Source organism: Amycolatopsis sp. Hca4 (assembly GCF_013364075.1).
Taxonomy (GTDB): Bacteria; Actinomycetota; Actinomycetes; order Mycobacteriales; family Pseudonocardiaceae; genus Amycolatopsis.
Genome location: NZ_CP054925.1, coordinates 3604192 through 3626406, shown reverse-complemented (window position 1 = coordinate 3626406; position 22215 = coordinate 3604192). Strand labels below are relative to the sequence as shown.

The 22215-nt window shown below is 75.9% G+C and carries 2 protein-coding genes; both read left to right on the top strand.

All coding sequences use genetic code 11. The features are described 5' to 3' along the window. Positions 1-16 precede the first annotated feature (16 nt). Positions 17-2761 carry an acyltransferase domain-containing protein gene (locus HUT10_RS15655; protein WP_176171878.1) on the top strand — a complete coding sequence of 915 codons (2745 nt, stop codon included), beginning with the start codon at positions 17-19 and terminating at the stop codon, positions 2759-2761. Positions 2762-2798: 37 nt separating this feature from the next. After that, positions 2799-22208: a type I polyketide synthase gene (locus tag HUT10_RS51005; protein WP_254896889.1), complete on the top strand. Its 19410-nt coding sequence runs from the start codon at positions 2799-2801 to the stop codon at positions 22206-22208. Positions 22209-22215: the final 7 nt, after the last annotated feature.

Sequence of the window (22215 nt, the reverse complement as noted above, 5' to 3'; positions counted from 1 at the left end):
CCCCGGGAGGTAACGAGTGGCCACCCCGACCCTGACCACCGAGCACGAGCACACCGGAAGTGGCCACGACGTCGTGCCGCTGATCGTCTCCGCGGACAGCAAGGCGGGGCTGCGGTCGAAGGCGCACCGCCTCGCGCGGTACCTCGCCGACCACCCGGACACGCCGTTCGAGGCGTTCGCGCGCTCGGTCGCGGTCGAGGACACCGGCCGGGCGCACCGGGCCGTGCTGCTGGCCGCCGGCCGGGAGGACGGCCGGCGCGGGCTGGACACCCTGGCCGCCGGCCAGAACCCGCCCGACGTCGTGCGCGGCAGCGCCCGGCGCGCCGAGCGGGTCGTGTTCGTCTTCCCCGGCCAGGGCTCGCAGTGGCCGGGGATGGCACTGGACCTGCTCGACTGGTCGCCGGTGTTCGCCACCGAACTCGCCCGCTGCGACGCCGCGCTCGCCCCCTTCGCCGACTGGTCCGTTGTGGACGTCCTGCGTGGACGGCCCGGCGCACCCACCCTCGAGGACGGCGCGGACATCGTGCAGCCGGTGCTGTTCGCGGTGATGGTGGCGCTGGCCGCGCTGTGGCGAGCGCACGGCGTCGAGCCGGCCGCCGTCGTCGGGCACAGCCTCGGCGAGGTCGCCGCCGCCTGCGCGATCGGCGCCCTTTCGCCCGCGGACGGCATGCGGGTGGCCGCGCTCTGGAGCAGCGCGCAGGCGACCCTGTCCGGCCGCGGCGACATGATCTCCGTGCCGCTGCCGGTGGCCGAGGTGCGGTCCCGGCTGGCCGGCCGTGACGGGCTGGACATCGGCGCGGTCAACGCGCCCACGTGGGTGATCGTCTCCGGCGATTCCGCGGCGGTGGCGGAGCTGCTGGCCGACCTGACCGCCGACGGCGTGCGCGCCCGGCGCATCCCGGTCGGGCTGGCCGCCCACTCGCGGCACATCGACGACATCCGCGAGCGGCTGCTCGCCGACCTCGCCCCGCTGGCCCCGGTGTCCACCGCGGTCCCGTTCCACTCGACGGTGACCGAAGGCCCGCTCGACACCGCCGCGCTCGACGCGGGCTACTGGTTCCGCAACCTGCGCAACCCGGTCCGCTTCGACGAGGCCACCCGCGGGCTCGTCGAGCAGGGCCACGGCGTCTTCGCCGAGATCAGCCCGCACCCGGTGCTCACCGTTGCGGTGCAGGACACGGTCGACGCGCTCGACGGCCGGGCCGTCGTCCTCGGCACGATCCGCCGCCGCGAAGACGGCCCCCGCTCCTTCCTCGGCTCGCTCGCCGCCGCCTACGTTTCCGGGGCCAGCGTCGACTGGACCGCGGCCTTCCCCGGCGGCGCCGAGCCGGTGGCGCTGCCGGAGTCCGGTTCGGACGCCACGGTCGCGGCCGCCGGCCTGCTGGCCGCCGGGCACCCGCTGCTCGGCGCGGCCGTCGAGCTCGCCGAAGACGGCGGCTGGCTGTTCACCGGCCGCCTCTCGGCCGTGCAGCAGCCGTGGCTGGCCGGGCACACCGTGCTCGGCCGGACCGTGCTGCCGTCGTCGGTGCTGGTCGAGCTGATCCTGCACGCGGCGTCCGAGCTGGGCTGCGCCCGGATCGAGGAGCTCACCCAGCACCTGCCGGTCGTCTTCGCCGAAGAGGCGCTCTGCCTGCAGGTCCGGATCGGCCCGGTCGACGACGCCGGCGCCCGCCGGATCGGCGTGTTCGCCCGCCCCGACTCGGTCGGTGGCGCCCAGGGCGGGCCGTGGACGCGGCACGCCACCGGGATCATGGCCGAGACCGCCGGGTCGGCGGCCGGGCCGGAGCCGGTGGACTGGCCGCCGCCGGGTGCGGTCGCCGAGGACGCCGCAACCGCACGGGACCGCCTGCGCGCCCACGGCATCGAGCTGGGCCCCGAGTTCGGCGGCCTGAGCGCGGCCTGGTCGCTCGACGGCGAGCTGTTCGCCGAGGTGGCGCTGCCGTCCCCGGCCGGCAGCGGTGCGGGCTACGGCATCCACCCCGCGCTGCTGGACTCCGCGCTGCAGGCGGTCGCGTTGTTCCCCGCCGCGGCGGAGTCCGACGGCTGGCTCGCGTCCTCGTGGAGCGGCCTGGCCCTGCACGCGGCGGGCGTTCCGGCGCTGCGGGTCCGGCTGCGGGCCACCGGGCCGGACTCGGTGTCGGTTTCGGCCACCGACCTGGTGGGCCGCCCGGTGTTCTCGGCCGAGAACGTCGTCCTGGGTGCGCTGCCCGGTGACTACGTCCGCGCACCGCACGCCGAACCGGTGAGCCGGGCCGAGCCGGACGGCGGGTTCGCCGCGAAGGTGGCCGCCTTGCCCGCGCCCGCCCGGGAGGAACTGCTGCTCGACCTGGTCCTCGAGCACACCGCGGCGGTGCTCGGCCGTGCCACCGCCGACGGCGGTGACACCTTCACCGAACTCGGCTTCGAGTCGCTGACCGCGGTGGCGCTGCGCAACCGGCTCGCCGAGGCGACCGGGCTGAAGCTGCGCACCACACTGGCCTTCGACTACCCGACCCCGGCCGCGCTGGCCGGGCACCTGCTGGACGTGCTGGGCCCGGCGGAGCCCGACGTGCTGGCCGGCCTCGACCGGCTGGAGGAGGCGCTGTTCGGCGAGCCGGGCGGCCCGCTGCACGGCCGGGTCAAGGTCCGGCTGCGCGACCTGCTGTTCCGGCTGGACGGCGCCGGGGACGCGCGCGACCCCGAACCCGGGGACGCGCCGCTCGACGCGGCGTCGGACGACGAAATCTTCGCACTGCTCGATCGGGAGCTCGACCTGTCCTGAGACACCTCAGGCGGACAACGCACGGAGTTGACGGCACATGGCGAACGAGGACAGGCTCCGCGACTACCTCAAGCTGGCCACGGCGGACCTGCGCCAGGCCAAGCAGCGGTTGCGGGACTTCGAGGCGCGGGAAACCGAGCCGATCGCGATCGTCGGCATGGGCTGCCGCTTCCCGGGCGGCATCGAGACGCCGGAAGCGTTGTGGCGCCTGGTGTCCGCGGGCGAAGACGTCGTCGGTGACCTCCCGGCCAACCGGGACTGGGCGGCGCTGTACGACCCGGACCCGGCGCGGCCCGGTACGTTCTCCATGCGCGGCGGCGCGTTCCTGCACGACGCCGACCGGTTCGACGCGGGCTTCTTCGGCATTTCCCCGCGGGAAGCACTGGCCATGGACCCGCAGCAGCGGCTGCTGCTGGAGACGTCGTGGGAGGCCCTTGAACGCGGCGGCATCGACCCGCGGACGCTCAAGTCGAGCCGCACCGGCGTGTTCGTCGGCGCCATGCAGCAGAACTACGCGCCCAGCTCGCACCGGGTCCCCGAATCGGTCGAGGGCCACCTGCTCACCGGCACCATCACCAGTGTCGCCTCCGGCCGGATCGCCTACGTCCTCGGTCTGGAGGGGCCCGCGGTCACCGTCGACACCGCGTGCTCGTCGTCGCTGGTCGCGCTGCACTGGGCGGTGCAGGCCCTGCGCCGCGACGAGTGCTCGCTGGCGCTGGCCGGCGGCGTGACGGTGATGGCGACGCCGGGCATCCTCATCGAGCTCAGCCGCCAGCGGGCCCTCTCGCCGGACGGCCGCTGCAAGCCGTTCTCCGCCGACGCCGACGGCTTCGGGGCCGCCGAGGGCGCCGGGATGCTGGTGCTGGAACGGCTGTCCGACGCCCGGCGGAACGGGCACCCGGTGCTCGCGGTCGTGCGCGGCTCGGCGGTGAACTCCGACGGCGCGTCGAACGGGCTCAGCGCCCCCAACGGGCCGTCGCAGGAGCGGGTCATCCTGGACGCGCTGGCCAACGCCCGGGTGGCGGCGAGCCAGGTCGACCTGATGGAGGCGCACGGCACCGGCACCCCGCTCGGTGACCCGATCGAAGCGCAGGCGCTGCTGGAGACCTACGGGCGGGGCCGGTCGCCGGAGCAGCCGCTCTGGCTGGGGTCGGTGAAGTCGAACATCGGCCACACGCAGGCCGCGGCCGGCGTGGCCGGGGTGATGAAGGTTGTGCTGGCGCTGCAGCACGCGACCCTGCCGGCGTCGAAGCACGCCGGGCGGCCGACGTCCGAAGTGGACTGGTCGGCGGGCACGCTGCGGCTGCTGGACGCCGAGGCCGAGTGGCCCGAGCGCGACCACCCGCGGCGGGCGGCCGTGTCGTCGTTCGGGATCAGCGGCACCAACGCGCACGCCATCCTCGAAGCCGCCCCGCCCGCCGAACCCGTGTCGCCGGCGCCCGTACCCGCCGTCGTCCCGTGGGTCCTCTCGGGCCGCACGGCGGACGCCCTGCGGGCGCAAGCCGCCCGGCTGTCCGAAGTGGACGATCTGGGCCTTGCCGAAGTCGGTTGCTCGCTCGCGGTGACGCGGTCCCGGTTCGAGCACCGGGCCGTCGTGGTCGGCCACGACCGGGCCGAGCTGCTGCGCGGGCTCACCGCCGTCGCCGCGGGCACGCCGGACGACGCGGTGGTCTCCGGGGTCGCCGGGAAGCCGGGCAAGGTCGCCCTGGTGTTCCCGGGGCAGGGTTCGCAGTGGGCCGGGATGGCCCTCGAACTGGCCGAATCGGCACCGGCTTTCGCGGCGCGGCTCGACGAGTGCGCGGCGGCGCTGGACTCCTTTGTGGACTGGTCGCTGCGGGACGTCCTGGCGGACGCCGAGGCGCTGGAGCGGGTCGACGTCGTGCAGCCCGCGCTGTTCGCCGTGATGGTGTCGCTGGCCGAGTTGTGGCGTTCGCACGGGGTCGTGCCCGACGCCGTGGTGGGCCACTCGCAGGGCGAGATCGCCGCGGCCGTCGTCGCGGGTGCGCTGTCGCTGGAGGACGGCGCGCGGGTGGTGGCCCTGCGGAGCAAGGCGATCCTCGCGCTGGCCGGGCGCGGCGGCATGGTCTCGGTGGCCGCGTCCCGCGAAGCCGTCGAGGCGCGGCTGACCGGGGACCTGTCGATCGCGGCGGTGAACGGCCCGGCCGCGGTGGTGGTCTCGGGGGCGCCGGACGCCCTCGCCGAGCTGATCGAGTCCTGCGAAGCCGACGGCGTCCGCGCCAAGCGGATCCCGGTGGACTACGCGTCGCACTCCGCGCAGGTCGAGGAGATCCGCGACGAGCTGCTCGGCGTGCTCGCCCCGATCGCCCCGCGGACCGCCGGGACGGGCTTCTTCTCCACCGTGACCGGCGAGTGGGCCGACGGCGCCGAGCTCGACGCGGAGTACTGGTACACCAACCTCCGCGGCACCGTGCTGCTCGACGCCGCCGTCCGCACGCTGGCCGAGCGCGGGTTCGGCACCTTCGTCGAAGCTTCGCCGCACCCGGTGCTGACGATGGCCATCGGCGAGACGGCGACCGCGCTGGGCACCCTCCGCCGAGGCGACGGCGGCCTCGCCCGGTTCCAGCGGGCGCTGGCCGAGGCGCACTGCGCCGGCGTCGACGTCGACTGGACCCCGGCCTTCCCCGGCGCGCACCGGGTGGACCTGCCCACCTACCCCTTCCAGCGCGAAAGCTTCTGGCTGCGGACGGAGGACCACGGCGGCGAAGTCCCCGCCGACGCCCGGTTCTGGGACGCCGTGGACCGCGACGACCCGGCGGACCTCGCCGACACCCTCGGCGTCTCCGTCGACACCCCGCTGGAGGAGCTGCTCCCGGCACTGGCCGCGTGGCGACGGCAGCGGGCCGTCGAATCCACTGTGGACTCGTGGCGGTACGAAGTCACCTGGAAGGCCGCCGAACTGCCTGCCGCGACGCCGTCCGGACGCTGGCTGGTCGTCCGCGGCGAAGGCGGCACCGGCCAGGACGTCGTGGACTTCCTCGCGCGCACCGCCGAAGTCGAGACCCTCGCCCTGACCGAAGCCGATCGCCCCGCGCTGGCCGAGCGCCTTGCCGGGCCGTACGACGGCGTGCTGTCGCTGCTGGCCGCCGACGAACGCCCGCACCCGGAGTTCCCCGAGAGCCCGGCCGGGCTGATCCTGACCCTGGTGCTGGCCCAGGCGCTCGGCGACGCCGGCGTCACCGCCCCGCTGTGGGTGCTCACCCGCGGCGCGGTCCGCACCGGACCCGCCGACGAGCTGCCGGGCCTCGAGCAGTCGCTGCTGTGGGGCCTCGGCCGCGTCCTCGCGCTGGAGCACGCCGACCGCTGGGGTGGCCTCGTCGACCTCACCCCGGAACCCGGTGCGGCCGACCTCGACCGGCTGGGCCGGATCCTCGCCGCCCGTGGTGACGAGGACCAGCTCGCCGTGCGGCCGGGTGGCCTGCGCGTCCGGCGGCTGCGCCCGGCGGGCCGCGGCGACCGGCCGCGGGACTGGCGGCCCGAGGGCACGATCCTGGTCACCGGCGGCACCGGCGCACTGGGCACGCACGTCGCCCGCTGGCTGGCCAGGGAAGGCGCGCCGCACCTGGTCCTCACCGGCCGCCGCGGGCCGGACGCGCCCGGCGCGCCGGAACTGGCCGCCGAGCTGGAATCCCTCGGCACCCGCGTCACCCTCGCCCGCTGCGACGTCGCCGACCGCGACGCACTGGCCGCGCTGCTGGCGGAGCTCGGCGAGCCGGTCCGGTCGGTGTTCCACGCCGCGGGCACGGTCGAGCTGCTGCCGGTGACCGAGACGACCCTCCCGGGGTTCGCCGAGGTCGTCCGGGCGAAGGTCGCCGGGGCCCGGCACCTCGACGAACTGCTCGGCGCCGACCTCGACGCGTTCGTGCTGTTCTCCTCCATCGCCGGGGTCTGGGGCAGCGGCGACCACGCGGCCTACTCGGCGGCCAACACCTTCCTCGACACCCTGGCCGAGCGGCGCCGGGCCCGCGGCGCGACCGCGACGTCGATCGCCTGGGGCGTCTGGGCGCCGACGGAGGTCGAAGGCCGGGGCGGGATGTCCGAAGGCGTCGACGCCGGCCAGCTCGCCCGCCGCGGCCTGCCGCTGATGGACCCGGCCACGGCGGTCACCGCCCTGCACGAAACCCTCGGCCGCGACGAGACGGCCGTGGTGCTCGCCGACGTCGACTGGGCCCGGTTCCTGCCGGTGTTCACCGCCGGCCGCGCCCGGCCGCTGTTCGACGACCTGCCCCAGGTCCGCCGGCCGTCGGAAGCCCCGGTCGCGGAGGCGACGCCGCTGGCCCGGCAGCTCGCCGGGCTCTCCGGCGACGACGCCGACCGGGTGCTGCTGGACCTGGTCCGCGCCCAGGCCGCCGCGGTGCTCGGGCACGCGAGCGGCGACGCCGTCGAGCCGGACCGGCCGTTCACCGACCTCGGCTTCGACTCGCTGACCGCCCTCGACGTCCGGAACCGGATCGCCGCCGCGACCGGCCTGCGGCTGCCCGCCACGCTCGTGTTCGACCACCCGACCCCGCTGCGGCTCGCCGGGCACCTGCGGGACACCGTCCTCGGCGCGCGGACCGGGCCGGCCGCGGTCACCCGGGTCGCGGCCGCCGACGACCCGATCGCGATCATCGGCATGGGCTGCCGCTACCCCGGCGGCGTGCGGTCCGCGGACGATCTGTGGACCCTCGTCGCCGAAGGCCGCGACGCCGTCTCCGGGTTCCCCACCGACCGCGGCTGGGACCTGGCGAAGCTGTTCGGTGCCGCCGACGAGCAGGGGACCTCGACGGTCCGCGAGGGCGGCTTCCTGCACGACGTGGCCGACTTCGACGCCGGTTTCTTCGGGATCTCGCCGCGGGAGGCACTGGCGATGGACCCGCAGCAGCGGCTCCTGCTGGAGATCGCGTGGGAGACCATCGAGCACGCCGGGATCGACCCGGCCACCCTGCGCGGTGCACCCGCGGGCGTCTTCGTTGGCGCCAACTACCAGGACTACCACGCGCGGATGCGGGAAATCCCGGACGGCCTCGAAGGGCACCTGCTCACCGGCAGCGTGTCCAGCGTGCTGTCCGGCCGCGTCGCCTACACGCTCGGCCTGGAGGGACCGGCGCTGACCATCGACGCGGCCTGCTCGTCGTCGCTGGTGGCGTTGCACCTGGCCGCGCAGGCCCTGCGCCGCGGCGAGTGCTCGATGGCACTGGCCGGCGGCGTCGCGGTGATGGTGACGCCGTCGTCGCTGACCGCCTTCAGCCGCCAGCGCGGGCTGGCCGCCGACGGGCGCTGCAAGGCGTTCGGGGCCGGGGCCGACGGCATGGGCATGGCCGAAGGCGCCGGCCTGGTGCTGGTCGAACGGCTGTCCGACGCGCGGCGCCTCGGCCACCCGGTGCTCGCCGTGCTGCGCGGCAGCGCGCTGAACCAGGACGGCGCTTCGAACGGGCTCAGCGCCCCCAGCGGCCCGGCACAGCAGCGGGTCATCCGGGCCGCCCTCGCCGACGCCGGACTGTCCACATCGGACGTCGACGTGGTCGAGGCACACGGCACCGGCACCGCCCTCGGCGACCCGATCGAGGCGCAGGCCCTGCTGGCCACCTACGGCCAGGACCGCGAGGAGCCGCTGTGGCTCGGCTCGCTCAAGTCCAACATCGGCCACACCCAGGCCGCGGCCGGGGTGGCCGGGGTGATCAAGACCGTGCAGGCGCTGCGGAACGGCGTGCTGCCGCGGACGCTGCACGCGGAAACACCGTCGTCCCACGTGGACTGGGACAGCGGTGCCGTGCGGCTGCTCCAGGAGCCGGTGCCGTGGGACCGGCCGCGGCCGCGCCGGGCGGCGGTCTCGTCGTTCGGCATCTCCGGCACGAACGCCCACGTCATCCTCGAGCAGGGGGACGACGGTCCCGCGCCGACGCCCGAGCCCGCCGTGGTGCCGTGGGTGTTGTCGGCGAAGTCTTCCGAGGCGCTGCCGGCCCAGGCCGCCGCCCTCCGGGAGCGTGCGGCCGAGGGCAGCGTCGCCGACATCGCGTTCTCGCTCGCCACCGCGCGCACCGGCTTCCCGCACCGCGCGGTCGTCACCGGCACGGACCGGGAGGCGCTGCTGGCCGGCCTTTCCGCGCTGGCCGATGACCTTCCGGCGCCGAACGTGGTCACCGGGGCGGTGGCGCCGGGCCGGGCCGCGCTCGTGTTCCCCGGCCAGGGCTCGCAGTGGGCGGGGATGGCCCTGGAGCTGGCCGGGGCGTCGCCGGTGTTCGCGGCCCGGCTGGACGAGTGCGCTGCCGCCTTGACGTCCTTCGTGGACTGGTCGCTGCGTGCCGTGCTGGCCGACGCCGAGGCGCTGGCCCGGGTCGACGTCGTGCAGCCCGCGTTGTGGGCCGTGATGGTGTCGCTGGCCGAGCTGTGGCGGTCCTTCGGCGTGGTGCCGGACGCCGTCGTCGGGCACTCGCAGGGCGAGATCGCCGCGGCGGTCGTGGCCGGCGCACTGTCCCTCGAGGACGGCGCCCGCGTGGTCGCCCTGCGCAGCAAGGCGATCCTGGCGCTGGCCGGCCGCGGCGGGATGGTGTCGGTCGCGGCGCCGGAGTCCGAGGTCGAGGCGCGGCTGACCGGCGGGCTGTCGATCGCCGCGGTGAACGGCCCGGCCGCCGTCGTCGTTTCCGGCGAGCCCGGTGCGCTCGACGCGCTGCTGGCCGCGTGCGAGGCGGACGGCGTGCGCGCCAAGCGGATTCCCGTCGACTACGCGTCCCACTCGGCGCAGGTGGAGCAGCTGCGCGAAGAACTCCTCGACGTGCTGGCCCCGATCCGGCCGCGGACCGGCGACATCCCGTTCTTCTCGACGGTCACCGGCACCCGGCTCGACGGCGCCGAGCTGGACGCCGGGTACTGGTACACGAACCTCCGCGAGCCGGTCCGGCTCGACACCGCGGTGCGGGCGCTCGCCGCGGAAGGGTTCGCCACGTTCGTCGAAGCTTCGCCGCACCCGGTGCTGACCACGGCGATCGGCGAGACCGACGGCGTCGAGGCACTCGGTTCCCTGCGCCGCGACGACGGCGGGTACGAGCGGTTCCTCCGGTCGCTCGGCGAGGCGCACGTGCGCGGGGTCGCGGTGGACTGGACGCCCGCCTTCCCCGGCGCGCACCGCGTCGAGCTGCCCACCTACGCCTTCCAGCGCCGCCGCTACTGGCTCGACGCGGGCACCGCGGCCGCCGACCCGGTGGACGCCGCGTTCTGGGCCGCGGTGGACGGCCTCGACCTCGACGCCGTCGCGGGCACCCTCGACGTCGCACCCGGCAGCACCCTGGCCGAGGTCCTGCCCGCGCTGACCCGGTGGCGCCACCGGGCCCGCACCGCGTCCGAAGTGGACTCCTGGCGCTACCGCATCGAGTGGAAGCCCGTCGCTGCGCCGTCCGCGCCGGAGCTGTCCGGGCGCTGGCTGGTCGTCGTCCCGGACGGCCACGACGACGCGGGCGTCCCGGCCGCACTGGCCGCCCACGGCGCCGAGCCGGTCGTGGCCCCGGCGTTCCCCGGAGCGGGCGGGTACGCCGGAGTTGTCTCGCTGCTCGCCCTCGACGAAACCGCCGGAGCCACCGCGAACCTCGCGCTGGCCCAGGCGATGGCCGGCAGCGAAACGCCGTTGTGGCTGCTGACCCGCGGCGGCGTCACCGGCGACTCGCCCGCCCAGGCCATGACGTGGGGCCTCGGCCGGGTGATCGGCCTGGAGCTGCCCGGCATCTGGGGCGGCCTCGTCGACCTGCCCGCCGAACCGGACGCGGACACGGCGGGCCTGCTCGCCGCCGCACTGTCCGGAGTGGACGATGAAGACCAGCTGGCGATCCGGCCGTCCGGGCTGCTGGCCCGCCGCTTGGTCCGCGCGCCCTTCACCCCGCCGGCACAGCGGTGGAAGCCGCGTGGCACGGTCCTGATCACCGGCGGCACCGGCGCGCTGGGCGGCCACGTCGCCCGCCGCCTCGCCGCCGACGGCGCCGCGCACCTCGTGCTGACCAGCCGCCGCGGCCCGGACGCCCCCGGCGCGGCCGACCTCGAAGCCGAGCTGTCCACACTGGGGACACGCGTGACGATTGCCGCCTGCGACGTCGCCGACCGCGAAGCGCTCGCTGCGCTCCTGGCCGGGCTGGACGAGCCGGTGCGCTCGGTCGTGCACGCGGCCGGCCTGCCGCAGGCCACGCCGGTGCTCGACACCACCCCGGCCGAATTCGCCGCCGTGATCGACGGCAAGGTCGCCGGCGCGCGCAACCTGGACGAACTCCTCGGCGACGACCTCGACGCCTTCGTGCTCTTCTCCTCCAACGCCGGGGTCTGGGGCAGCGGCGGCCAGGGTGCGTACGGCGCGGGCAACGCCTACCTCGACGCCCTGGCCGAGCAGCGCCGGGCGCGCGGGGCCGCCGCCACCTCGGTCGCCTGGGGCTTCTGGGGCGGGGGCGGCATGGCCGGTGACGTCGACCTCGAAGACCAGCTGCGCCGCCGCGGCCTGCGCGAGATGGCGCCGGAAGCCGCGGTCGAGGCGCTCTGCCAGGCCCTCGACGCGCAGGAGGTCTTCCTGGCCGTCGCCGACGTCGACTGGGCCCGGTTCACCCCCGGCTTCACGCTGGCCCGCCGTCGTCCGCTGATCGAGGACATCCCCGAAGTCCGCGCGCTCCTCACCGAAGAGCCGGAGGTGCCGCGGCCCGCGCTGGCCCGCCGGATCGCCGGGCTGGGCGAGGCCGAGGCGCGCCGGCTGCTGCTGGACCTGGTGCGCGGCCAGGCCGCTTCGGTGCTCGGCCACGACTCGGCGGCGGCGGTCCCGGCCGGGCGCGCGTTCCGGGAACTCGGCTTCGATTCGCTGACCGCGGTCGAGGTGCGCAACCGGATCAACGCGGCCACCGGCCTCACCCTGCCCGCGACACTGGTGTTCGACCACCCGAACCCGGCCGCGCTGGCCGCGGAGCTGCACCGGCTGCTGCTGGGCCGCACCGAAACCGCGCAGGTCACGTCGGTGGCGGCCGCCGACGAGCCGGTCGCCATCGTGGCGATGGGCTGCCGGTTCCCCGGTGGCGTGCGCTCGCCGGAAGACCTCTGGCGGCTGGTCGCCGACGGCGTCGACGCGCTGACCGGGTTCCCCGCCGACCGCGGCTGGGACCTGGCCTCGTTCGGCGACGCCGACCTGGCCGGTGTCGGCGGGTTCGTGGCCGGCGCGGCGGACTTCGACGCGGGCTTCTTCGGCATCTCGCCGCGCGAGGCCCTGGCGATGGACCCGCAGCAGCGGGTGCTGCTGGAGACGTCGTGGGAGGTCTTCGAACGGGCCGGGCTGGACCCCGCCACCCTGCGCGGCAGCCGGACCGGCGTGTTCGTCGGGGCCAGCAGCTCCGGCTACGGCGCCGACCTCGAGCCCGGCTCGGAGGGGTACCTGCTGACCGGCGAGGCGCCCAGCGTGATGTCCGGGCGGCTGTCCTACACCTTCGGCCTGGAGGGCCCGGCGGTCACGGTCGACACCGCGTGCTCGTCGGCACTGGTCGCGCTGCACCTGGCCGCGCAGTCGCTGCGGCAGGGCGAGTGCTCGCTGGCGCTCGCGGGCGGCGTGGCGATCATGGCCAAGCCGATGGCGTTCCTGGAGTTCGCCCGCCAGCGCGGGCTGGCCGCCGACGGCCGGGTCAAGGCGTTCGCCGACGCGGCCGACGGCACCGGCTGGGGCGAAGGCGTCGGCCTGGTGCTGCTGGAACGGCTCTCGGACGCGCAGCGCCACGGCCACCCGGTGCTCGCGGTCGTCCGCGGCTCGGCGGTGAACTCCGACGGCGCGTCCAACGGCCTGAGCGCCCCGAACGGCCCGTCACAGCAGCGGGTGATCCGGGCCGCGCTGGCGAACGCCGGACTGTCCACTGCGGACGTCGACGCGGTCGAGGCGCACGGCACCGGCACGCGGCTGGGCGACCCGATCGAGGCGCAGGCCCTCCTGGCGACGTACGGCCAGGACCGCGACGAGCCGCTGTGGCTCGGCTCGGTCAAGTCCAACCTCGGCCACACGCAGGCCGCGGCCGGGATGGCCGGGGTGATCAAGACGGTCCTCGCCCTGCGGCACGGCGTCCTGCCGCGCACCCTGCACGTCGACGCGCCCTCGTCCCAGGTGGACTGGTCGGCGGGCTCGGTCGAGCTGCTCACCGAAGCCCGCGACTGGCCGGAGCGCGACCGGCCGCGCCGGGCCGGCGTCTCGGCGTTCGGCGTCAGCGGCACCAACGTGCACACGATCCTGGAGCAGGCGCCCGAAGTTCCACCGTCTCCGGAGCCTTCGCCGACGGACGCGCTGCTGCCGTTCGTGGTCTCCGCCCACGACGCGGGTGCCCTCACCGCGTTGACCGCTCAGGTCCGCTCACTGGACGCGAACCCGGTCGACCTCGGCTTCTCGCTGGCCACGTCCCGCGCCCGGCTCGGCTGCCGTGCGGTGCTGCTTGGCGAGGAGGTCGTCACCGGTACGGCCGATCCGGATGCGTTGCTGGCGGTGCTGTTCACCGGCCAGGGCGCGCAGCGGGCCGGGATGGGCCGGGAGCTGTACGAGCGGTTCCCCGTTTACGCCTCGGCGTTCGATACCGTGCTGGCGCACTTCGGTCCGGAGTTGCGTGAGGCGTTCGAGGATTCTTCGTTGTTGGAGCGGACGGAGTTCACGCAGCCGGCGTTGTTCGCGGTCGAGGTGGCGTTGTTCCGGTTGGTTTCTTCGTTCGGTGTTCGCCCGGACTTCGTGGCGGGCCATTCGATCGGGGAGATCTCGGCGGCGCACGTGGCCGGGGTGCTGTCCCTTGAGGACGCCTGCCGGTTGGTTTCCGCGAGGGCGTCGTTGATGCAGGCGTTGCCGGCCGGTGGGGCGATGGTGTCCATCGCCGCGTCCGAGGCCGATGTTTTGTCCGTTGTGGATGGTTGTGACGGCGTGGCGGTCGCGGCGGTGAACGGCCCGGCGTCGGTGGTGATCTCCGGGGTTTCCGCCGTGGTGCTGGACATCGCGGCCGGGTTCGCCGCGGACGGCGTCAAGACCAAACGGCTCGCCGTGAGCCACGCGTTCCACTCGCCGCTGATGGACCCGATGCTGGCCGAGTTCCGCTCGGTCGCGGAGTCGTTGACGTACCACCCCGCCGGGATCCCGGTGCTCTCGAACGTGAGCGGGGCTCTCGCTGCGCCGTACACGGCGGAGTACTGGGTGCGCCACGTCCGCGAGGCGGTCCGGTTCGCCGACGGTGTCTCGACCCTGAAGGCCGCGGGCGTCGGCGTCTTCCTGGAGCTGGGCCCCGACGGGGTGCTCAGCGCGCTGGTCGACGGCACCGCCGTCCCGGCGCTGCGGCGCGACCGCTCCGAAGAGAGAGCGCTGCTCTCGGCGTTGAGCACCGTGCACGTCAACGGTGTCGACGTCGACTGGGCGGCGTTCTTCCCGGGCGGCCGTCGCATCGAGCTGCCGGCGTACCCGTTCCAGCGCGAGCGCTACTGGCCCCGCGCCGGCGCAGCTCGCGGGGACCTCGGAGCGGCGGGCGTGGGCGCGCTGACGCACCCCCTGCTCGGCGCGGCGGTCGAGCTGGCGGGCGACGAGGGAATCGTCCTCAGTGGACGGCTGTCGTTGGAGACGCACCCGTGGCTGGCCGGGCACGCACTGTCGGGCACGGTCCTGCTGCCGGGCACGGCGCTGCTGGAGCTGGTGGTCCAGGCGGGCGACCACGCCGGGTGCGGGGTCGTCGACGAGCTGACGTTCGCGGCCCCGCTGGTGCTGCCCCCGCGCGGCGCGGTGACGATCCAGGTTTCGGCCGGACCGGCGGACCCGGACGGCCGCCGCCCGGTCACGGTCTCCTCCCGCCCCGCCGCTTCCGACGCGGGCTGGACCCGCCACGCGACCGGCAGCATCAGCCCCGCGGCGGTTTCTCGGGTAAGCAGTGCCGAGTGGCGGCCGCTTTCGCCGGAAAGCAGCCAAGACCCGCGGCTGCTTGGCGCGCAGGGATCGCCGCGCTCCGGGGAAAGCGGCGCCGAGTGGCCGCCGCCGGGCGTGGCCGAGGCGAGCAGCGCGCCGCACATGGCCCAGTGGCCCCCGGCGGGCGCCGAGCCGGTCGACCTCGGCACCCTCTACCCGCGGCTCGCCGCCATGGGGTTCGTCTACGGCGAAGCGTTCGGCGGCCTCACCCGCGTCTGGCGGGACCGCACCGAACTCTTCGCCGAAGTCACCCTGCCGGAGCCGTTCGACGCCGGCGGGTTCGCCCTGCACCCGGCCCTGCTCGACGCCGCGCTGCACCCGCTCGGCCTCGGCGTCGTCACCCCCGACGACGGCTCGGCGCGCGTCCCCTTCTCCTTCACCCGGGTCGCCGTGCACGCCACCGGGGCCACCGAACTGCGGGTCCGCCTCGCCCCGGCCGGGGAGAACGCCGTCGCCCTCACCGCGTGGGATGCCGCCGGTGCCCCCGTCGTCACGGTCGGCGGGCTGCTGCTGCGCCCGGTCGCGCCCGCCGCGGAAACCGTCCCCGACACGCTCTTCGAGCCGGTCTGGACCGAGGTCACCGCCGACCCCGCCGCGCCGCGCGAAGAACTCGTCTTCGCCACGGTCACCGGGACCGACGTCCACGAGACCACCGCCGACGTCCTGGCCGAACTGCAGTCCTGGCTCGCCGAGGAACGCCCCGGCCGCCTCGTCTTCGTCACCCGCGGCGCGGCAGGCGGCAACCTCGCCGCGGCCGCCGCCGGTGGGCTGGTGCGGTCGGCGCAGACCGAACACCCCGGCCGCTTCCTCCTCGTCGACACCGACGACGACCCGCGCTCCCAAGCCCTGCTGTCCACAGCAGACACCTACGGCGAACCGCAGCTGGCCCTGACGGAAGGCACCGCCTCGGCGCCCCGGCTGGCCCGCGCGACCGCCATGCCGCTGGCCCCCATCGGCAACTCCTGGCAGCTCGGCACCACCGGCACCGGCACCACCGACGGCCTGGCCATCGCCGAAACCCCGGAAAAGCCGCTGGGCGAGACCGACGTCCGGATCGAGGTGCGCGCGGCCGGGCTCAACTTCCGCGACGTCCTCATCTCCCTCGGCATGTACCCCGACCCCGAGGCCCGCCTCGGCTCCGAAGCGGCGGGCGTCGTCGTCGAGGTGGGCGCCGCAGTCGCCCACCTCGCCGTCGGCGACCGCGTGTTCGGCCTGGTCGACGACGCCTTCGCCCCGCGGGCCGTCGCCGACGCCCGTCGGCTGGCGCCCGTCCCCGCCGGCTGGACGTTCGCCGAGGCGGCCACCGTGCCCGTCGCCTTCGTCACCGCCTACTACGGCCTCTTCGACCTCGGTGGCCTGCGCGCCGGGCAGTCCGTGCTGGTCCACGCGGCGGCGGGCGGCGTCGGGATGGCCGCGGTGCAGCTGGCCCGCTGGAAGGGTGCCGAGGTGTTCGCGACGGCGAGCGAGGGCAAGCACGCCGTGCTGCGCGGACTCGGCCTCGACGACGCGCACCTGGCCAGCTCCCGCACCCTGGGCTTCCGGGACAAGTTCCCGCACGTCGACGTCGTGCTGAACTCCCTGACCGGCCCGTTCGTCGACGCGTCGCTGGAACTGCTCGCCCCGGGCGGCCAGTTCGTCGAGCTGGGCAAGACCGACGTCCGCGAGGGCACGGGCTACCACACCTTCGACCTCGGCGACCCCGGCCCGGACCGGATCGCGGCCATCCTCGCCGACCTCCTCGCCGCCTTCGGCCGGGGCGAGCTGACGCCGTTGCCGCTGCGGGCCTGGGAGCTCGGCCGGGCGGCCGAGGCCTTCCGGTTCGTCAGCCAGGCCAAGCACGTCGGCAAGAACGTGCTCACGCTGCCGCGGCCGGAGCCGGAGGGCACCGTGCTCGTCACCGGCGGCACCGGCACGCTCGGCGCCGCCGTGGCCCGGCACCTCGCCGCCCGCCCCGGGGTCCGGCGGCTGGTGCTGGTGAGCCGGCGCGGCCCGGACGCCCCGGGCGCCGCCGGACTGTGCGAAGACCTGACCGCGCTCGGCGTCGAGGCGATCGTGGTCGCCGGCGACGTGGCCGAGCCCGGGTTCGTGGCGGACGTGCTGCGGGAGATCCCCGCCGAGGCGCCGCTGATCGGGGTGGTGCACGCCGCCGGGATGCTCGACGACGGCGTGCTCGCAGCGCAGACACCGGCCCGGGTGGCCTCGGTGCTTCGCGCCAAAGTGGACGGCGCGTCCGCGCTCGGCAGGCTGACCCGGGACCACGACCTGGCCTGGTTCGTCCTGTTCTCCTCGGTCGCCGGGATCCTCGGCGCCGCCGGGCAAAGCGGGTACGCCGCGGCGAACAGCGCCCTGGACGCGCTCGCCGTGCACCGGCGGTCCCAGGGCCTGCCCGCGGTGTCACTGGCGTGGGGCCAGTGGGCGCTCGGCAGCGCGATGACCGGCAAGCTCGGCGACCGCGACCGCAGCCGGATCGAACGCTCCGGCATCCGGCCACTGTCCACTGAGGACGCTCTGGCCGCGCTGGACGCCGCCATCGGGATCGGACGGCCGGTGGCCGTGCCGATGCGCCTCGACCTCGCCGCCCTCCGCGCGGCCGGCGACCCGGCCCCGCTGTGGCGCGGGCTGGTGCGCACGCCGGTCCGCCGCGCCGCACGGGCCACCGTCTCGGGCGAAAACTGGGCCGGCGACCACGAACAGGTCCTGGAGCTGGTCCGCAAGCACGTCGCGGCGGTGCTGGGCCACGCGAGCGCCGACACCGTCGACCCCGCGAAGGCGTTCAAGGACACCGGCTTCGACTCGCTCACGGCGGTCGAGCTGCGCAACCGGCTCGCCACCGCGACCGGCCGCGCGCTGCCCGCGACCCTCGTCTTCGACTACCCGAACCCCGAGGCGCTGGCCGCGTTCCTGCACGGCGAGCCGACCGGGACGCGCCCCGCGGCGGCCCCGGTGGTCCCGGCGGTGCGCGCCGCCGGGGACGACCCCGTCGCCATCGTCGCGATGAGCTGCCGCTTCCCGGGTGACGTCGATTCCGCCGACGCCCTCTGGCGGCTGGTCGCCGAGGGCCGCGACGCCATCGGCGGCTTCCCGGCCGACCGCGGCTGGCCGGTCGAGGAGCTCTACCACCCGGACCCGGCGCACCCGGGCACGTTCTACGCCACCGGCGGCGGCTTCCTGCCCGGCGCCGCGCACTTCGACGCCGCGTTCTTCGGGATCTCCCCGCGCGAAGCACTGGCCATGGACCCGCAGCAGCGGCTGCTCCTGGAGGTCTCGTGGGAGGCCTTCGAACGGGCCGGCATCGACCCGGGCACCCTGCGCGGCAGCAACACCGGCGTGTTCGTCGGTGCCGCCCACTCCGGGTACGCGGCCGGAGCGCCCGCCGCGGACGGCGTCGAGGGGCACCTGCTCACCGGCAACGCGGGCAGCGTGCTGTCCGGCCGGGTCGCCTACCACCTCGGCCTGGAGGGCTCCGCGGTCACCGTGGACACGGCGTGTTCGTCGTCGCTGGTCGCGCTGCACCTGGCGGGGCAGGCGCTGCGGCAGGGTGAGTGCGATCTCGCGTTGGCCGGCGGTGTCGCGGTCCTCGGGACGCCGGACATCTTCGTCGAGTTCAGCCGCCAGCGCGGGCTGTCGGCGGACGGCCGCTGCAAGGCGTTCGCGGACGCCGCCGACGGCACCGGCTGGAGCGAGGGCGCCGGGATGGTCGTCCTCGAACGGCTGTCGGACGCGCGGCGCAACGGCCACGAGGTGCTCGCCCTCCTGCGCGGCTCGGCGGTCAACTCCGACGGCGCGTCGAACGGCCTCACCGCACCCAACGGTCCGTCTCAGCAACGCGTGATCCGGGCGGCGCTGGCGAACGCCGGCCTGCGACCGTCCGATGTGGACGTCGTGGAAGCGCACGGCACCGGGACGACCCTGGGTGACCCGATCGAGGCGCAGGCGGTGCTGGCCACCTACGGCCAGGACCGCGAGACGCCGCTGTGGCTGGGGTCGCTGAAGTCGAACCTCGGGCACACGCAGTCGGCCGCGGGCGTGGCCGGGGTGATCAAGATGGTGCAGGCCATGCGCCACGGCGTGCTGCCGAAGACGCTGCACGTCGACGCGCCCTCGACCCGGGTGGACTGGACGTCGGGTGCGGTCGAGCTGCTCACCGAGCAGCGGCCGTGGCCGGTCACCGGACACCCGCGCCGGGCCGGCATCTCGGCGTTCGGCATCTCCGGCACCAACGCCCACGCCATCCTGGAGCTCCCGCCGGAACCGGCCCCGGCGCCGGTCGTGGTGCCGGAGCCGCCGGTCGTGGCCTGGGCGTTGTCGGCGAAGGGCGAGCAGGCGTTGCGGGCACAGGCCCGCAAGCTGGCCGCGGTCGACGCCGCTCCGGCGGCGGTCGCCGGAGCGCTGCTCACCCGGGCCCGGTTCGACGACCGCGCGGTCGTCCTCGGCGGCAGCCGGGCCGAGCTGCTCGCCGGGCTGGCCGCGCTGGCGGCCGGGGAACCGGCGCCCGGGGTCGTCCGCGGCACGGCGCCGTCCGGCAAGCTCGCGGTGCTGTTCACCGGGCAGGGCGCGCAGCGGGCCGGCATGGGCCGCGAGCTGTACGAGCGGTACCCGGTCTACGCGGCGGCGTTCGACGAGATCTGCGCCGAGTTCACCGTCCCGGTGCGGGACGTCGTGTTCGGCGACGCGCCCGGCCTGGACGAGACCGGGTTCACCCAGCCCGCGCTGTTCGCCGTCGAGGTCGCGCTGTACCGGCTCTTCGAGTCGTGGGGCGTGCGCCCGGCGTTCGTCACCGGGCACTCGATCGGCGAACTGGCCGCGGCGCACGTCGCCGGGGTGTTCTCCCTCGAAGACGCCTGCCTGCTGGTGTCGGCCAGGGCCGCGCTGATGCAGGCGTTGCCGAAGGGCGGCGCGATGGTGTCGATCGCGGCGCCCGAGTCCGCGGTGCGGCCGCTGCTGGGCGACCGGGTCTCGATCGCGGCGATCAACGGCCCGGCGTCGGTGGTGATCTCCGGTGACGAGCCCGACGTGCTGGCGGTCGCGGCGCGGTTCCCGAAGACGAAACGGCTCGCGGTCAGCCACGCGTTCCACTCGGCCCACCTCGATCCGATGCTCGACGAGTTCCGCGCGGCGGCCGACAAGGTCACCTACCACCCGGCGGAGATCCCGGTGGTGTCGAACCTGACCGGCGCGCTCGCGGAGCCGTTCACGGCGGACTACTGGGTCCGCCACGTCCGCGAAGCGGTCCGGTTCGCCGACGGCGTCGCGACCCTGGCCGCCGCCGGGGCCGGCGTCTTCCTGGAGCTGGGCCCGGACGGCGTGCTGAGCGCGATGGCCCGCGACACGGCGCCGGACGCCGTGGTGGTCCCGTCCCTGCGGCGCGACCGGCCCGACGGCGCGGCCGCGGTGACCGCACTGGCGACGCTGTTCGCGCACGGCGCACCGGCCGACCTGGCTGCCGTGTTCGGGCCCGCCGGACGCGTCGAGCTGCCGACCTACGCCTTCCAGCACGAGCACTACTGGCTCGAAGCCGCCGCGCCCGCGGTGGACACCGCGTTCTGGTCGGCGGTCGAGCGGGCGGACGTCGGCGAGCTGGCCGGGGCACTGGCGATCGACGAGGACCAGCGCGCGTCGCTGGTCACGCTGCTCCCGGCGTTGTCGTCCTGGCGGCGCCGGCACGGCGAACAGTCCGTTGTGGACGGCTGGCGGTACCGGGTCACCTGGGAACCGGTCCCGGAGACCACCGCGACGCCGCCGGGGCACTGGCTGCTGGCCGTCCCCGCCGGGGAAGCCGGCCTGGGCGACCAGGTCGCCGCGGCCCTCACCGCGCGGGGTGTCGCGTTCACCCGCCTCGACGACCCGTCCGGTGACGACCTCGCCGAGGCGGCCGGGACCGCGGACGCCGTCCTGTCCCTGCTGGCCCTCACGGCGGGAACCGGGCTCGTCCCGGCCGGCGTGGCGGCGACGCTCGCGCTGCTCCGCGCGGTGCCGGACGTTCCCGTGTGGACGGTCACGCGAGGAGCCGTCGCCACCGAGCGCCCGGACGCCGCCCAGGCGCAGGTCTGGGGGCTCGGCCGCAGCGCCGCCCTCGACCGGCCGGACGCCTGGGGCGGCCTGGTCGACCTGCCCGCGGAGTTCGACGTGCGGACCGGTGAACTGCTGGTCCAGTCACTGGCCGACCCGGCGGAGGACCAGGTCGCCGTGCGCCCGGACGGCCGGCTCGCCCGGCGCCTGGTCCCGGCCACCGGTACGCCGGGGCGGCCGTGGCAGCCCCGCGGAACGGTCCTCGTCACTGGCGGCACGGGCGCGCTCGGCGCCCACGTCGCCCGCTGGCTGGCCACCGCGGGCGCCGGCCGGATCGTCCTCACCAGCCGCCGCGGCCCGCGGGCTCCCGGTGCCGAAAACCTGGCGAAGGAGCTGACCGGGCTGGGTGCCGAGGTGACGATCGCGGCCTGCGACGTCGCCGACCGGGCCGCGCTCGCCGCGGTCCTCGACGACATCGGCGACGGCCTGACCGCCGTCGTCCACGCCGCCGGGACGGGGGGAGCGACCCCGCTGGCCGATCCCGACCTCGGCGCCTTCGCGGACATCCTGGCGGCCAAGGTCGCCGGCGCCGAGAACCTCGACGCGCTCCTCGGCGACACCGAACTCGACGCGTTCGTCCTGTTCTCCTCGATCGCCGGGGTCTGGGGCAGCGGCAACCAGGCCGCCTACGGCGCGGCCAACGCCCACCTCGACGCCCTCGCCCGGCGCCGCCGGGCGGCGGGCCGGACCGCGACCGCGCTCGCCTGGGGCCCCTGGGCCGACGGCGGCATGGCGGCCGACCACGACGCCGAGGACTACCTCCGCCGCCGCGGCCTGACCCCGCTGCGGCCCGCCCTCGCCCTCCGCGCACTGGCCGGCGCGGTCGGCCGGGACGAGACCACGCTGACCCTGGCCGACGTCGACTGGACGCGGTTCGTGCCCGCCTTCACCTCGGCCCGCTCGAGTGCGCTGCTGCTCGGCGTGCCGGAAGCGCGGCAGGTGTGGGAAACGGCGGATGTCCCGGTCGACGGTGACCTGGGAGAGGCGCTGGCCGGACTGTCCGAAGTGGACGCGGAGCGGACACTGCTCACCCTGGTCCGCGCCGAGGCCGCGGCCGCCCTGGGGCACCGCGGGGCCGACGGCGTCCCCGCCGCCCGCCCGTTCACCGAGCTGGGCTTCGACTCCCTGACCTCGGTGGAGTTCCGCAACCGCCTCGCGAAGGCGGCCGGTGTGGCCCTGCCCGCGACCGTTGTCTTCGACCACCCCACCCCGGCGGCACTGGCCGGGCACCTCCTCGGCGTGCTCCGCCCGGATGCCGCGGCCGACCCGGAGGAAGCCCGCATCCGGGCGGCGCTGGCCACCGTGCCGCTGGCCCGCTTCCGCGACGCCGGGCTGATGACGGCGCTGCTGGAGCTGGCCGGGCTCGACGCGGCCGAGGACGGCGCCGCCGACGCCGTGGACGAGCTCGACGCCGAGGCGCTGGTGCGGCTGGCCCTCGACGGAACCGATTCCCGATGACCCACTC

Excerpts from the sequence above, each read along its gene's own strand:
- HUT10_RS51005 (WP_254896889.1), top strand. The coding sequence starts at position 2,799 with ATGGCGAACGAGGACAGGCTCCGCGACTACCTCAAGCTGGCCACGGCG.